The 15,645-nt window shown below is 53.2% G+C and carries 14 protein-coding genes and 2 pseudogenes; 1 reads left to right on the top strand and 15 read right to left on the bottom strand.

Annotation, left to right across the window (positions count from 1 at the left end; translation table 11 throughout):
- Window positions 1-82: 82 nt before the first annotated feature.
- A complete protein-coding gene (locus tag DAI21_RS14945) occupies window positions 83-1,093 on the top strand; it encodes a LacI family DNA-binding transcriptional regulator (protein WP_107703470.1) in 1,011 nt (336 codons plus the stop codon).
- Window positions 1,094-1,128: 35 nt separating this feature from the next.
- Here the strand turns inward: DAI21_RS14945 and DAI21_RS14940 are convergent, their stop codons facing one another.
- The 15 genes and pseudogenes from DAI21_RS14940 to pspA form a co-directional block, all read right to left on the bottom strand.
- Window positions 1,129-2,043: an OmpG family monomeric porin gene (locus tag DAI21_RS14940; RefSeq protein ID WP_107703469.1), complete on the bottom strand. Its 915-nt coding sequence runs from the start codon at window positions 2,041-2,043 to the stop codon at window positions 1,129-1,131.
- A 66-nt stretch (window positions 2,044-2,109) separates the two neighbouring features.
- Window positions 2,110-3,192, bottom strand: coding sequence for an ABC transporter ATP-binding protein (locus DAI21_RS23260; protein ID WP_100780003.1), 1,083 nt, complete (start codon window positions 3,190-3,192; stop codon window positions 2,110-2,112).
- 132 nt (window positions 3,193-3,324) lie between these two features.
- A pseudogene (pgmB, locus tag DAI21_RS23255) lies at window positions 3,325-3,879 on the bottom strand (beta-phosphoglucomutase); the annotation flags it as partial.
- Window positions 3,872-6,142, bottom strand: coding sequence for a glycoside hydrolase family 65 protein (locus tag DAI21_RS14930; RefSeq protein ID WP_107703467.1), 2,271 nt, complete (start codon window positions 6,140-6,142; stop codon window positions 3,872-3,874). The gene DAI21_RS14930 and the pseudogene pgmB, both read right to left, overlap by 8 nt.
- Window positions 6,136-7,194, bottom strand: a complete 1,059-nt coding sequence (locus DAI21_RS14925; RefSeq protein WP_107704264.1) for a Gfo/Idh/MocA family protein — start codon at window positions 7,192-7,194, stop codon at window positions 6,136-6,138. Before DAI21_RS14925 ends, DAI21_RS14930 begins: the two co-directional genes overlap by 7 nt.
- An 11-nt stretch (window positions 7,195-7,205) precedes the next feature.
- Window positions 7,206-7,994, bottom strand: coding sequence for a sugar phosphate isomerase/epimerase (locus DAI21_RS14920; RefSeq protein WP_107703466.1), 789 nt, complete (start codon window positions 7,992-7,994; stop codon window positions 7,206-7,208).
- A gap of 17 nt (window positions 7,995-8,011) precedes the next feature.
- Window positions 8,012-9,064 (bottom strand): zinc-binding alcohol dehydrogenase, encoded by a 1,053-nt coding sequence (locus DAI21_RS14915; protein WP_107703465.1) that lies wholly within the window; start codon window positions 9,062-9,064, stop codon window positions 8,012-8,014.
- A 28-nt stretch (window positions 9,065-9,092) separates the two neighbouring features.
- On the bottom strand, window positions 9,093-9,935 hold the full coding sequence (locus tag DAI21_RS14910; protein WP_107703464.1) for a carbohydrate ABC transporter permease: 843 nt from the start codon (window positions 9,933-9,935) through the stop codon (window positions 9,093-9,095).
- A complete protein-coding gene (locus DAI21_RS14905; protein WP_102103833.1) occupies window positions 9,922-10,803 on the bottom strand; it encodes a carbohydrate ABC transporter permease in 882 nt (293 codons plus the stop codon). Before DAI21_RS14905 ends, DAI21_RS14910 begins: the two co-directional genes overlap by 14 nt.
- A 21-nt stretch (window positions 10,804-10,824) precedes the next feature.
- Window positions 10,825-12,117, bottom strand: a complete 1,293-nt coding sequence (locus tag DAI21_RS14900; RefSeq protein ID WP_107703463.1) for an ABC transporter substrate-binding protein — start codon at window positions 12,115-12,117, stop codon at window positions 10,825-10,827.
- 13 nt (window positions 12,118-12,130) lie between these two features.
- Window positions 12,131-13,827, bottom strand: a pseudogene (locus tag DAI21_RS14895) (sugar phosphorylase).
- 200 nt (window positions 13,828-14,027) lie between these two features.
- Window positions 14,028-14,249 carry a phage shock protein PspD gene (pspD, locus tag DAI21_RS14890; protein ID WP_100779994.1) on the bottom strand — a complete coding sequence of 74 codons (222 nt, stop codon included), beginning with the start codon at window positions 14,247-14,249 and terminating at the stop codon, window positions 14,028-14,030.
- A 15-nt stretch (window positions 14,250-14,264) separates the two neighbouring features.
- Entirely contained in the window at window positions 14,265-14,624 is a 360-nt protein-coding gene (gene pspC / locus DAI21_RS14885; protein WP_100779993.1) for an envelope stress response membrane protein PspC, read from the bottom strand.
- Complete coding sequence (pspB, locus tag DAI21_RS14880; RefSeq protein WP_100779992.1) at window positions 14,624-14,848, bottom strand: envelope stress response membrane protein PspB; 225 nt, start codon at window positions 14,846-14,848, stop codon at window positions 14,624-14,626. Before pspB ends, pspC begins: the two co-directional genes overlap by 1 nt.
- A 54-nt stretch (window positions 14,849-14,902) precedes the next feature.
- A complete protein-coding gene (gene pspA, locus DAI21_RS14875) occupies window positions 14,903-15,571 on the bottom strand; it encodes a phage shock protein PspA (protein WP_107703462.1) in 669 nt (222 codons plus the stop codon).
- Between the last annotated feature and the right edge of the window lie 74 nt (window positions 15,572-15,645).

The raw sequence follows: 15,645 nt of genomic DNA, 5'->3' as shown, positions 1-15,645 counted from the left end.
TTTTCAATTCATTGTCACTGTCATTCCCGTTTTTTCTCCCGTAATATAATCCCACTACCGCTATCATGGAGTTGTAAGGTGTATGTCACCCACCATTTATGATATTGCACGTGTTGCTGGCGTATCAAAATCAACCGTGTCCAGGGTTCTAAACAAGCAAACAAATATCTCCCCGGAAGCACTTGAAAAAGTGCAAAAAGCGATTGATGAATTAAATTATCAACCCAACAAGCTGGCCCGTGCCCTGACCTCTTCAGGTTTTGACGCGATCATGGTTATTTCCACGCGTTCAGCCAAGACCACAGCCGGTAATCCTTTTTTCTCTGACGTGTTACATACCATTACGGAAAAAGCCGAAGAGGAAGGTTTTGACGTTATTCTTCAAACGTCGAAAAGTAGCGAAGATGATTTGCAGAAATGCGAAAATAAAATTAAGCAAAAAATGGTTAAGGGAATTATTATGCTCAGTTCCCCGGCCAATGAATCTTTTTTCCCACGGCTTGATACCTATGGCATTCCCGTCGTGGTAATTGGTAAAGTCGAAGGCGATTTCCAGAATATCTATTCAGTCGATACGGATAATTTTCACGGCAGTATGACGTTAACCGATACGTTTATTCGCAATGGCCACCGTAAAATTGCCTGTCTGCATGCGCCCGTTGATTACCACGTCTCAATCGACCGTCTCGCGGGTTATAAAGCCAGCCTTGAAAAACACAACATTGTCTTTAAGGCTGACTGGGTTGTCGACGGCGGATATACCCACGAAAGTGCGCTGGACGCGGCCTGTCAATTACTCTCCTCAGCACACCCACCGCGTGCCGTTTTCGCCACGGACAGTATGAAACTTCTCGCTCTGTATCGCGCAGCGGATGAATTAAACCTGATGATCCCGGAACAGCTGGCGATCGCCGGTTATACGGATCCGTTGCTGTCGTTGATATTGACCCCTGCGCCGGCTGGCCTTGAAATCCCTACCCGCCAGTTGGGCGAACAGAGTTGCGATGTCCTGTTCAAACGTATCGCCGGAAAAGAGGCACCACGCCAGGTCATTGTTGACACGGCACTCTCTGAAACGCCCTCGCTTCGCTGAATCCAGGGGCGTCAAAGCCCCTGGCAGTCACCCCGTCAGAATGCGTAGTTCACGCCGACGCCCGCATAGTGGAAGCGGTCGTTTTTACCTTCGTCGTGATTTTCCCATTCGTACGCGTATTCCAGCGTCATGGATAATCCATTCATAAAATCGTACGCGTAGAGCATACCCAGGCGGTTAAAATCATGCCCTTCGCGGTCAGGATCGTCCTGCCAGTCCCAGTTCGACCAGCGATCCAGACCAATTCGGGTATACGGCGTCAGTGTGGTATTCCCCAACGAAATCGGTAAATAAGCACGAATTTCCTGCGTCGAGAACTCACCGTTATTCCGGCCACCGTCCATATTAAACCCGCGCTCTAAATAGTAGTTCGCTTTAGCCGAAAAGGTTTCGTTAATGGTCCAGGTAAATCCGGTTTCGGTTTCGACACGACTGTCGGAATAACCGGTTTTTTCAAGATCGTTGGCAAACTGATACATCGCAAACCAGCCGCTAAAACGCCAGTCATCGCTAAGTTTCAGATCCCAGTCCGGCTGAATTTTATAGCGCTGCATATTGGCGGTGCCGTCCTTCGCGCCGTGTTCATCTTTAAAATGGTAGCCATAATTGCGGAAGCCACCGGTCAAACCGAGGGTGAAATCGTCGCTGCCGATAATACGATAGCGCAGCTCAAATTCCGGGCGATCAAAATAGGTCCCGCGTGTCATGCTGCTGTAATCCACCGGACCTTCCTGATACATGGCCAGTGAAATAGTCCATGCGTCCCAGGTGGCATTAAACCAGACGGAAGGTTCATATAATCCATCTTTATCTTCGCCCTGCCCTTCGACGTTTTCAATCTCATACATAGCACCTATATTAAAGTGCCATTTTTCTTGATTGTCAGCCGCCTGGGCGCACGTTACCCCTGCGCATAATAAAAGCGCAGCACTTCTGTGTAGAGTACTCATTTGTATATTCCTTTATAAAATAACGACTAAAAAAGCCGGAAAGAAAATTCCCGGCAACGAAATCTTTTATCTCAGCGCTATTTCGCTATCAGCGTCGAAGAAGTGACATTTATCCATTTCAAACTGAATGGCCAGGTTATCCCCGGCACGGTAATCGTTGACCGCGCCGGCGCGCAGAACAAGCTCATGTCCCCCCACTGTGGCGTAGAGCATAAACTCTGCTCCGGTGAGTTCTGCCACGCTGACTTTGGCTGTGATATCCATGGGGAGGCCTGATGACGTGAGAATGTCTTCGGGCCGGATGCCAAAGACCACTGCCTTGCGCTGATACCCCATCGCATTCAGCACAGCGAGTTTCGTTTCGGGGATCGCCAGACGCAGCGTTTCAGTGACGAAATAACGGCCATCAATTGCCCCGCGAATAAAATTCATGGCCGGTGATCCGATAAAACCGGCAACAAACATATTGGCGGGTTCGTTATAGACCTGCTTCGGTGCGCCCACCTGCTGAATATAACCGTCCTTGAGAATCACAATTCTCGTCGCCATGGTCATGGCTTCCGTTTGATCGTGAGTCACGTAAATCATGGTGGTGTTCAGTTTCTGGTGCAGCTTGCTGATCTCTGCACGCATCTGCACACGCAGCTTGGCATCGAGGTTGGACAGGGGTTCGTCCATCAGGAAGACTCCCGCCTCGCGCACAATCGCCCTTCCGAGTGCCACACGCTGGCGCTGGCCACCGGATAACGCCCCGGGTTTTCGCTTCAGATAATCACGCAGCCCCAAAATTTGCGCCGCCCAGCTGACCCTTTCCTCAATGACCGCTGGCGCTATTTTTTGCATCTTCAGACCAAACGCCATGTTGTCGTAGACGGTCATATGCGGATACAGGGCGTAGTTCTGGAACACCATTGCGATATCGCGCGATTTGGCCGGAACATCGTTCATCCGCACCCCATCGATAAACAGCTCACCCGCGCTGATCTCCTCCAGCCCGGCAATCATGCGCAAAGTCGTCGATTTGCCACAGCCCGACGGACCGACAAAGACGATAAACTCTTTATCTGCGATTTCGAGGCTAAAATCCTTCACCACATGAACCTGGTTGTCGTAGATTTTTTGAATATGTTTAAGCGATAGCTGAGCCATTATGCCCCTTAAGTGATGCCCGTTATGGCCGCGCATGGCCTGCCAGAAATCGGATAAACGCGGCCAGGACAATTCATCCGTGGAAGAAAGTGTTAAATCTGCGCCGGATAACTCGCCGCCGATCCCAACCGACAGCATGCCTGCGGCATTGATCGCCTCAATACCCGCCTGCGCATCTTCAATCCCAATCGTCTGCTCCGGTGTGACGCCTAATCCTGCGCAGGCTGCCAGGAAAATGTCAGGATGCGGTTTCGAGAGCTGAATGCGCGACGCGTCGGCGCAAAAATCGAAAGCGTTGGCGATGCCCAGTGCCTGAAGGATCGTGGGCGCATTAAGCGAGACCGACGCCAGCCCGATTCGCACCTTGTTCGCGCGGATTTCCGCCAGTAGCTGCGCAATACCCGGCAGAAGTGAATCGCGGGTTAATCCCTTAAGCGATTCGACGTACAGCGCATTTTTGGCCTGCGCCAGTTGCTCGCGCTCTTTCTGGCTGAACGCCTCTTCCATTCCACCGTGGCGCAAAATACGGGCGAGTGAGTCCATCCGACTTATGCCCTTCAGCCCGGCATTGAACGCCTCGTCAATCGGGATGCCTATCTCTGACGCCACGCTCTGCCAGGCCAGAAAGTGCAGATGCGCCGTGTCGGTAATCACCCCGTCTAAATCGAAAATCACCGCCTTAAACATTGTTGCCGCCCTCCGTGGTAGCGGTCCCAAATTCAGATAAATCAATAGTGCGCGTTTCATGGGCCAAAAGGTGGCGTGTTTCTCCCCAAAGCGTCACTGCAATCGGTGCGCTGGAACGCAGCGTCACTGATGCGCCCTCAACCAGAATATCGAGGCGTGCAGCGCGCCACTGAAGAGAGAATTGCAGTCGCTGCCAGTGTGCCGGCAGTTGCGGCGTCAGATGCAGTTCGCCATCAATAATCTGCATCCCTGCAAAGCCCTGAACGACACCCGACCAGATTGCCCCCGTTGCGGCGGCGTGGATCCCATCGTCGCAACTGTGAGGATCGTCCCCCAGATCAATCGCCGCACCCGCTCGCCAGAACGCATAGGCGTGGGCAGTATCACCGCAGCGAGCAGCCACAATGCCGTGAATCGACTGACTCAATGAGGAGTCGTGGATCGTGCGTGGCTCGTAGAAGGCCAGATTCGCCGCACATTGTTTGCGGTCGAACTTATCTGGCAACAGATAGTTGAGCATCACCACGTCCGCCTGCTTGAGGATCTGCATTTCATTAACCTCCGCGCGGGAGTAGTCCAGCAGAATGGTTTGCTTACCGGCCTGCGCTTTATAACGGCGTAGATCTATCGCAGGTTTCGCCATAAAGGTGTCATCCTGCGGGATAACCCCCTGCGCATCAGCGGAAGGCAGCCACAGCCGTGCCAGGAATTTCTGCGCCGCTTCTGTAAACGCATCGTCCTGTCGATTAAAGTGCTCCATCAGCGTCAGGGCATCATGGACGTTTTGCCAGGCCATATAGTTGGTAAAGGCATTGTTGTTCACATGCTCGGTATACTCGTCCGGGCCGATAACGTCATGGATCTCCAGCCGGCCATTCACGTCTGTGGCTCGCGAGATCCAGAACGACGCGGTTTCCATGAGCAGCGCCAGCCCCTCACTGCGCATGAAGTCGCTGTCGCGCGTCGCTTGCCAGTAGGCCACGACGGCCCAGGCGATATCGGCGACGATATGGTGCTCCGCCAGCGCCGACGCCACTTTTTGCCGCAGGCCGGTGCGAATATTGATGGCCGCGTATTCAGGCGTCTCTTCCTGTCCGCTGTCTGCGCTCTCCCACGGAAACAGCGCTCCCGCCCAGCCGTTGCGCTGTGCTTTCTCACGGGCTCCGGCAAGGTTCAGCCAGCGATAACGCAGCAAGCTGCGGGCCGTTTGCGGCCGCGTAAAGAGGTGGAACGGTAACAGGAAGATCTCTGTGTCCCAGAAAATGTGGCCTTTATAGCCTTCGCCGGTCAGCCCTTTCGCCGCGATACTGCAACGCTCGTTGTGCGCAGGCGTCATGGCCGTCAAATGCCAGACCGCATAGTCGAGGGCGAGCTGATCCTGAGGATCGTCGGACTGCACGCTAACGCGGCTGGTTTGCCACTGCGTGTCCCAGGCAAGTGCAGACTGTTCCAGCAATGCGTCGTAGCCCTGCTCCGCGCAGCGTTTTAGCTCGGCCAGGCCTTTTTGTGCAAAGGCAGACTGCTCAAGTGCTTTATCGTGCCGATGGGTTATCCAGACGATTTTCTCCAGCGTAACTTTCTGCCCCTCTTCTGCCTCCAGTGCATGGTGGCAGTTCAGACGCCGGTTTTTGGCGGTAAAACAGTTTTCACTCGGGGTATCCAGCTGACAGCTCGCGGAGATCACGACTTCAGTCGAGCGATCCTGAGTTTCATATACGCCTTGCATGAAATGCTGATCAAACACCTGAACAGAGGTTTCATCCAGATGCTGTCGACCGCTGTTGGTTTGCGTCGCGTCGATTCCCGTCGAGAAGCTGATGCGCGCAGCACCGTCCAGGGGAGTGACGGAAAATTGCAGCGCCACCAATGGCAGCTGCTCTAGCGAGACAAAACGTCGGCTGTCGATGCGAAAGCGTTTTCCCCTGGTTGAACGCCAGACCAGGCTGCGGCGTAGCTCGCCGTCAGAGAACGCTAACTCACGCTCCCAGCAGAGAAGCTCACCTGCCAGTAGCGAAAAATTCTCGCCGTCCAGCTGCAGTTCAATCCCCATCACATCGGGGAGGTTCACCAGTTCCTTCGTTTCGTTGCGCCCTGCGCGGTGGTAAACCCCCGCCAGATACATGCCGCGCGTTTGCTGCGTATAGTCCTCTTCATGACTGGCACGAATGCCCATATAGCCATTGCCACAGGCCATGACCGACGCGTACTTGTTCAGACTGTGCGGGCTGAATGTGGGTTCTGAAAGACGAGTGAGGTTCAGCATAATTCCACGCTCTCCCGTTTTTCTGCCGATTCATAGAGCGCCGCCACGAGCTGCTGGATCACCAACCCCTGCTCGGCATCGGCAATCATGACTGGCTCGCCCAGCACATGGCGCACAAATGCTTCCATGCTGCGTAAATGGCGCTGATCGTCCGCGTCGTCGCGGCTTAAAATCGTCTGTAGCTCGCCCCCCACGTCGTCATAAATATGCGCCGGGAATAATGTCGCGCCCGCTTTTTCACCGCAAAATGAGACGTTCATGATCGACTTCTCGCGGATGTTAAGGGCAAACGACGTATCGAGACGTAAGATCCCCCCGTTGCAAAACTCAATAGTGCCAAACAGCGCATCTTCAACGGTATAACCATTGGGGTCCCATTCACCAAACTGGCCGCAATGCTTAGTGGTGCCCAGCTTTTGAAAACTGTGTGCTGTCACGCGTTTCACCGCCGGGAACCCCAACACGTACATCGCCACATCGAGCATATGGATGCCGATATCAATCAATGGCCCACCGCCTTGTAGCGACTTATTGGTAAAGGCACCCCAGCCGGGAACACCGCAACGACGTAACGCCTGCGCGCTGGTGACATAAATCTCGCCAAAGGTGCCGTTCCGAACCGCTTCACGCAGCAGCTGCGCATCCAGCGCGAAACGATGGTGAAAATCGTAAGCCAGCACTTTTCCGGCATGCCGGGCCGCCAGACGCATCTCGTCTGCCTGTGCAGGTGTCATCGCGGGTGGCTTTTCGCACATCACGTGGCAACCCGCCTCCAGCGCCGCCATCACATGTTCATAGTGAAAACGATTCGGCGAGCAAACGCTCACGATGTCAGGCTTTGCCTCCTGCAACATCAACCTCGCGTCCTGATACACACCTGCGATAGCGTGGCGCTCAGCAAATGCCTGCGCTTGATCCAGGCGGCTGTCCATGACAGCCACCATCTGCAGATCGCTGCGCGTGGCGTAATACGAGGCATGCACTTTGTCTGCAACCTGACCGGCGCCAATGATGGCGACGCGCAGAGGCAAAGGTGTAGAAGCACTCATCACGCTCGTCATCCTCAGCAGCCACGTAAATAGTTGAGCGAAGCCTGATAGGCTTTGGCCGGATCCTCCGCGCGCACGCGGCACTCATATACAACGTAGCCTTGATAATCATCGGCGCGGAGCTGGTCAAACAGCGCAGCAAAATCGAGCGTGCCGCTGCCAGGCTGATAACGGTGATTGTCGGCGATATGAACATGCCCGAGCCTGTCACGATTCTCGTGAAGTGCGCCGGTCAGCGAATCCTCTTCGATATTCATATGGTAGAAATCACCGATAATCTGCACGTGCTTGAGCGCATTTTCTTCGATATAGCGACGCGCATCCGCCAGCGTGTTGATCATGTGATCCTGATAGCGGTTCAACGGCTCAAGGTAAACGAGGGTTCCGGTACGCGCCGCTACGTCATCTAACCAGCGCAGGGAGGCACTGACCGCTTTGCGATCGCCCTCCAGACTGCGCGGGGAGGTCATGGGCGGCAGTCGGAAGGTAAACATTCCCCAAGCCGCAGGCACGATAATGCCCTTTCCACCCACATCGCTCAGCGCTTCAAGAATACGTTCGATTTGCTGCAAACCGTTCAGACGGCGCTCTTCGATAAAATCACCGATCCATCCGTCATAGCCGCCACAGGCGGTGATCACTGGCAGCCCGGTGGCTTTTATGGCGGCTTTCACTTCCGCCAGATTTTCAACCAGGAGCTTGCCGTCGATTTCATAGCCATCAAAACCCATTGCTTTGATGTACTGGAATTTTTCAAGAATATTGGTCGGGAAAAAGGCCTGATTTTGTGTTGCAATTTTCATCTTTTGTTCTCGCTTGCTTAAAAAGTCACGCCCATTTTGATGCTCAGTTCCGGATGCTTATCGACATACGTCATGTAGCTTTCCGCACTGGTTTCGAAGCTCACGATTGGATCGATCAGATCGTCGCAGTTGAGGTAGCCATTCATCAGCAGCTCCCAGCAGGTTTCTTCGATGCGTTTACGGCTCCAGCGCGGGTATTCCGGGTTCGGCTCGCTGCAGGCGCGTGAAAAGACGATTTTCGCGTTATTGAAATGCGCTTCACGGCCCAGGTTGAATCCTTCGGCAAAGGGTTTCGCGAATGCGACATAAGAGAGGGTTCCGCCGTAAGCCAGTCCGCGCAGTGCGGATTGCAGCGCATCGGCGAAGCCGCTGGTTTCGATAATGATATCGGCCCCCTGCTTTCCGGTGAGCTGTTTAATCTCCAGCCCAACGTCATTGCCGATCGGGTTGATGCAGAAATCCGCGCCGTGGCGACGGGCGATTTCGCAGCGGTGGTCGATAGGGTCAACGCCAATGACTATGGACGCACCCGCTTTTTTTGCCAGCTGGATAGCGATCTGACCGATGGCACCTAACCCCACTACCACCACAAAATCTCCGACGCGAACGTTAGCATCACGTACCCCGCTCATGGCGAACTGTGCCGGGTCATAGCAGACGGCGTTTTTCCAGGATGCGCCCTGCGGCATTTTACGTAGCTTGTAGTTGTTGACGGCATTGACGATTACCGTCTCCTGAAGCGGCCCGTAGCAGCAAACGGAATCCCCGATCTGGTAATCCGTGACCTCTGAGCCGCATTCAATGATGTCCCCGACGATCATATTGCCCAGCTGGAATTTGCCGAACTCGATACCACGCGCAGCGCCTTCAGCACGCGGTGTGAAGAGTTGCCACTCAGCATTGAACTCTTCGTCAATAAAGGGGCTTGCGGCCCGGAAATCGACCACTTCTGTTCCGTGCTTTGGCGCGCCGTAACGGGCGCGGATTTTGACTTCATTTGCCGCCACAGGGCGATCTTCGTAATGGACCAGCGCGGCTATGCGCGGCGCTGTCGCAACTAATTTTTTCATGACTACTCCTTGTTAAAAACTGGCCGCCTCAGCCCTTTACGCCACCGGCGGTCAAACCACTTTTAATGAAACGTTCAGAAAGCGCATACATCACAACCACCGGCAATGCCGTCACCAGCGACGCGGCCATCATGCGGCCCCAGATATAGTCTGGCGTACTGAAGAGCGTGTTCAGCCCGACCGGCAATGTGAAGTTGCTGGCGCTTGAGAGGAAAATCGATGCAAACAGGTAGTCGTTCCAGGCCACCATGAAGCAATAGACAAACACCGAGACCAGGCCGGAGATGGCAAGCGGGACGGTGATACGGAAGATAATTTGCAGACGGTTTAGCCCATCCATCATCGCCGCTTCTTCAATTTCGTCCGGTATGGTGTCGAAATAGCTTCTGAGCATGAAAACAGCCGTCGGTAGCGTCTGAGTCACCATCGTGATGATCAGCGCCAGTTCGGTATCGTAAATGCCGAGCGCGGTAATAATTTTGAACAGCGGCACCACCAGTAAAATCCCGGAGAACATATAGACGCTATAGAAGCTGGCATTGATAGTGGCCCGCCCTTTAAAGCGAAGTTTCGACAGCGCGTAGGCCCCGAGCGTCCCGAGGAATACCGCAATAACCGACGAACTCAGGGAGACCAGCAAACTGTTCCTGAAATAGTTCACAAACGGGAAAATCAGCGGGTTAAAGATGTCGATGTAGTGCTGCAACGTCCATGCCTGCGGCAGGATCGTCGGATGCAGTGAAATCGCCTCCTTCGCACTTTTGAACGAGGTCATGAGCATCACGAAGAACGGAAACAGCGTGATGAGCAGAAACAGCGCCAGTCCGACGTAAAAACCGACGCGACTGAGGGTGCGTTTACTTGTTGCCATTGAGGTTTACCCTTTTTCTGGTCAGCAGGATGACGGCGAAAATAATCACAAACAGCACCACCGAGATGGCGGCCGCTTTCCCCAGATCGTTAAAAGCAAACGCCGTCTTGTAGAGATAGACGCCGAGAATATCGACCTTAGTGGTGAGCAGATAAACGTCCGCGAACATGTAGAACATCCAGATGGTCCGCAGTGTCAGCACGGTTGCCAGCACCGGCATGATCGCGGGAAGCGTCACGATCCGAAAACGCTGCCAGCCGTTGGCACCATCCATCTCTGCCGCCTCGTACAGCGATTTATCGATGGTCTGCAAAATCGCTAAAAACGAGATGAATGCGTACGGGAAGTAGCGCCAGATGGCGAACAGCACCACCAGCACAAAGCTGCTGCCGGGGTTGTCAAACCACAGCGGCGCCTGGTCATACAGGTGCAGCACATCAACGCCCAGATAGTTCACGATGCCGTAGCCGTTGTTGAACATGTATTTCCAGGCGAACACCAGCGAGATGGACGGTGTGACGTACGAGAGGATCACCAGTGAGCGCGCCGTTTTACGCAGGCGAAACTCGCGATTGAAGAAAATCGCCACGGCCAGACCCAGGCCAGTGCTGCCAAGCACCACCAGCGCCGTATACCAGAAGGTCATCCACAATGAGTGCCAAAACGCGGAATCCCCCAGAATCCGGATATAATTATCCAGACCGACAAAGGTGGCGCTGATACGCGGATTCAGCGGCAGGCGTAAAAAACTGATTTCGATATTCGAAATCATCGGCCAGGCTACCAGGCCTCCCAGCAATATCAGGCTGGGGGCCAACAGCAGCATGGCGAAAGGCAGATCGGAACGGCCAGTAAACAACCTCTTCATAATTCCCTTCGCGGTGCGCCCCTATCGTTGTGAAATCAGATCGGCCAGACGCTTCTGGCTATCGTTTAACGTGGTGGAGAGGTCTTTTTTCCCGACCGTCACGTCATGCACCATCGAACTGATCACACCCGAACCGGTGACGTCGCCCATACGCGTAAAGTTTTTGTCGCCAACAGCACCAAAGACCTGAACGTTGGGAAACTGGGCTATCAGCTCATACGGAAGCTGACCAAACGCCTGTATGACGTTGTTGTTTTTCCACGACGCGGTATCCACCACCCGTTTGTTGACCGGAAGCGCCGCACCCGGCGACATCATCACCCAGTCGGCTGCGTTTTGAGCCTGCTCCATCCAGGTGACGAAGGTTTCTGCCGCTTTGGTTTCTTCCTCGGTTTGCCCGTTGGTGATGGTCAGTGACGTCACCATGCCGTAAACCGCCGAGGATTTTTCCGTCGGCACAACAAACCCGAGATCGGCCGGATTGCCATCTTTAAATACCGCAGGAAGGATATAGGTGGAGTAGATCGCCATTGGCGCGGAGCCGTTCATAAAGGCGTCTTTAATTTCCATCACATCGTTGGAGCCCGGCATGGTGGTTGCCGCCAGATCGCGATAGAACGCCAGCGCTTTCGCCATCTCTGGCGTATTGATGACCACATTCCCTTTCGCATCGAAGACGTTCGCACCACCCGACAGCGCAAACTGAGAGAATGCCTGTTCGGTCATGACACTTTCCGCCGTCGGTAAGGCGATACCGTACTGTTTTTTCTCAGGGTGATTCAGGGTCTGACTGGCTTTGAGCAGTTGCTGCCAGGTCGCAGGCTCCTGAATCCCCGCAGCGGCCAGCACCGATTTGTGGTACCAGACGCCGGAAAGCCACGCGCTAACCGGAACACCTGTCCACGCCTTACCGTCTTCCGTGCGCACCACGCGCAGAATGCCGTCATAGAACGTGTTTTCACCGACAGCACCAATCGCGGCTCTGATGGCATCGCGGTCGAGTAGCTGTTCTTTGTCCATCACTTTGGCGTAGTCGTGACTGACTTCAATCACCTCGGGCAAAGCGCCTGTACGGGCCAATGTAATCACCTTGGTGTTATAGGCATCCTCTTCCACCGGAACCTGTTTTACCTTGATGGACGGATTGTCTTTCTCGAAGCGTTCAATAAGTTGAGTGATTACCGCCTGGCGCTCCTGCTCCACCGACGAGTGCATGAATTCAATGGCGACTACTTTATTGTTGTCATCCCGACAGCCTGACAACAGGGCGCACGAAACCAGTGCTGATAACAGCACAATTTTAGGCATCTTCATTTTTATCGTCCTTTTAGATTTCTTTAATCCACATAACCTGCCACGGATTAAGGGTTACAGAATCTCCGTTAACAGGCGTTCCCGTAAGTAATTCCACCCCAGAGTGAATTCCCGAGGAAATAATTTGCGCATGTTCATTAAAGTTAAACAGCGCCGCGATCCGCTCACCATTATCTGCGACACGAATGATTCTAAGAACATGCTGATTCGGTGCGTCATAAAATGCTGTGCTGTCAGGATGAAATGCTTTTTGCTGACGGCGCAGTGAAAGCATATTTTTTAATGCAGTATAAATTTTGTATCTAAGACTACTATGACATTCCAGCTCGTTATCAATTTCACCCTCGTGATATTTCCGCCGATTTATTGCCCTATTATAACCCAGCCGCTTAACGTTATCATGATCGTTACGAGAGCCAATAATGCTTTGAATATAAATTGCGGGCACGCCTGGAAAACTTAATAACACGGCATGAGCCAGAAGGAAGCGGGCAATACGTTCGTCATCTGTACTGTCTTGCCGACTTAATGCATCCAGATAGGTCACATTAATTTCATAGGGCTGCGGCTGCCGTCCGGATTATTTTTCCAGTTTACCAGCGCGCCTTCATGCTGGAGTTTTTCGACCAGTGCCAGAATATCGCTCTCAGGAATAATCCCGCGCACCGGATTCAGGCCAATACCGTCGTGGGAGGCGAGGAAGTTAAACCAGGTGGTCTTCGATGAAGGTAGCTTAAGCTGCTGCGCCCACTGGCAAAGGGCCTCAACGTTCTGGCTATGCACGCTGTGAAGCACCAGCGGCGGCAGTGAAAACTGATAGACCATCTGCGCTTCGTTGGTGCCATCGCCGAAGTACGAAATGTTGTCTTTATGGGGGACATTGGTTTCAGTGATGATGACCGTACCGGGCGCAACCTCTTCGGTGATCGCGCGGAACAGCTGAATCAGGCGGTGAGTTTGCTCCAGATGGATACAGGTCGTTCCTGGAATTTTCCACATAAACCCGACAGCGTCCAGGCGGATGTAATCGGCACCTTCAGCCAGATACTTCAGTAGCACATCGACCATGGCGATAAGGACCTTCGGGCTGGCAAAGTTGAGGTCAACCTGGTCTTCGCTGAAGGTGGTCCACAGGTGGCGCACCGTGCCCTCTGCCATTGTGAACGGTGTTAACAGCGGCAGTGCGCGCGGACGGGTAACGGCTGATAAATCCGTAGCCGGGTCTACGGCGATAAAAAATTCTTCATAGCCGGGAACCTGGTTTAAATAATTGTTGAACCACTCACTTTTGGCTGACATATGGTTGCAGACAAAATCAAACATCAGATTCGTTGATTTTTTTAACTCAGCCACATCGCTCCACTCACCTGTTTCTGGCGCCACGCGGTGATAATCGACGACCGAGAATCCGTCGTCCGAAGACCACGGATAAAAAGGCAAAAGATGGACGTGAGAAAATGAATCAGAAAGCCAGCGATTATAAAATCGCGTCAAGACAGGCAGCGCTTTTTCGTTGCGTTTTTGAAACTGATCGGCATAGGTAATTAATACCACATCCTTTTCATCCCAGTTCGCCTTACGCTGATGACTAATAACCTTCCGCGCGTTTCCTATCTTTTCCTGAAGAATGCTAAAATCCTTATGAGAAAAAGAATCGCCATAAATAAGATTAATTAAATGCGTTATTTTATTGTTCACGTTGATTTCCATGGTAGCGGTCCCACGGAAAGCAATCTACTCCCCATAAAAATTTCTGTCAACGAACCTCAGGGATCAAAAGTGCAAATAAAAAGCGGCTCTGCTCATTAATGTGAGCTAACGCAAAGAAAGGATGAAACAACGATAATGGTATTCAAAAAAGGGCTGATGCCCTCTCTCGCGATGAGAGAAGGCATTAAATGAGGGAAGTGTCAGGAAAAATAACGGCGGGAAAAACGGCCAGCGACCTTCTTGAGCAGCGGCTCCAGTGCCACGGCCAGTAACATTCTGATCGGTTTCCGGGCAACAGATTTCACCGCCCAACCCGCCACACCTGCAGGGCCATAACGTAGCGCGGTCAGTAAAACGAATTTGCCTGCAATTTTAAGGCCCGGTTTCATTTTCTGACCGGCCTGCTGCCAGTTGCGATTCATATTTTTATCTCTCTGTTAAAGCTGACGAAAACGACTTCTCAGCGTGAACGTGTCGGACGTGACATAGCGTTCCATTTCGCGCAGACGCTTCTCGCCGGAGGCCAGTTCGGCGTCCACCGAGTCGAGCAAATCGCTGCTGGTCGGCGCATCTTCCGATGACATGGCGCTGTCCGGCATCGGATCGAGCACGAAGGACAAAATGATGTACGCCACCAGGGTAAAGAATGCCAGACCAAAGAAGATCGACAGCACGGTGACCACACGCACCAGTTTCACTGGCACATCCAGATAGCGCGCCAGCCCGGCGCACACGCCGCGCACCATCCCCTGCTGGGGGATGCGCCACAGTTTTTTATTTAAATTCAGTCCGCCCATTAATTCTCCCTCCAGTTTGGATGTTCCGCGTCCAGAATGGATTCGAGCGCCTGGATGCGTTCACGCATTTTTTTCGCGTCATCGGTGAGCTGCAACAGCCGTTGCTGCTCGCTTTGCGAGAGCTCGCCCCGGGAAGAGCGGTTGCTGTAGTGCAGCCATAACCAGATCGGCAGAACGAAAAGCACGAAAATGGTCAGGGGAATAGCCAGAAACAGCGCACTCATAGGGTCTCCTTGTCTTACGATGCGTTGCGGCACACTGAGGTGCCGCATTCATTATTATTGGTTGTCTTGCTTCATTTTGGCTTTCAGCACCGCAAGTTGCTCGCTGATTTCGTCATCCGCTTTCAAATCGGCAAACTGCTGATCCAGCGTTTTCTGTTTGCCAAAGCTGTGGCTCTCGGCCTCGGCTTCCATATGGTCGATGCGGCGTTCAAAAGATTCGAAACGCGCCATCGCTTCATCCAGTTTACCGCTATCCAGCTGACGGCGAACGTCGCGGGATGAGCTGGCCGCCTGATGGCGTAGCGTCAGAGCCTGCTGGCGAGCACGCGTTTCGCTGAGTTTGTTTTCCAGTTCGGCGATCTCTTTTTTCATGCGGGTGAGCGTTTCATCCACCAGCGTGATTTCATGCTCCAGCGTCGCAACGATGTCGGTCAGCTTTTGTTTTTCGATCAGCGCCGAACGGGCCAGATCGTCTTTATCTTTACGCAGCGCCAGTTCCGCTTTTTCCTGCCACTCGCTCTGTTGTGCGGTAGCCTGCTCGATACGACGTGACAGCTGTTTCTTTTCAGCCAGCGCACGCGCAGAGGTGGAACGAACTTCAACCAGCGTGTCTTCCATTTCCTGAATCATCAGACGCACCAGCTTCTGCGGGTCTTCCGCTTTCTCCAGCAGCGAGTTGATGTTGGCGTTCACGATGTCGGCAAAACGAGAAAAAATACCCATAATTCAATCCTCACATTTCTGTTATCGGGCGATGCCCTGCTGATGAGCTAATACAATTCCCGTGCCAAGTTTTT

Source organism: Lelliottia sp. WB101, from assembly GCF_003051885.1.
Taxonomy (GTDB): Bacteria; Pseudomonadota; Gammaproteobacteria; order Enterobacterales; family Enterobacteriaceae; genus Enterobacter; species Enterobacter nimipressuralis.
The sequence above is the reverse complement of the archived record's forward strand: the minus strand, read 5'-3'. Positions and strand labels throughout refer to the sequence as shown.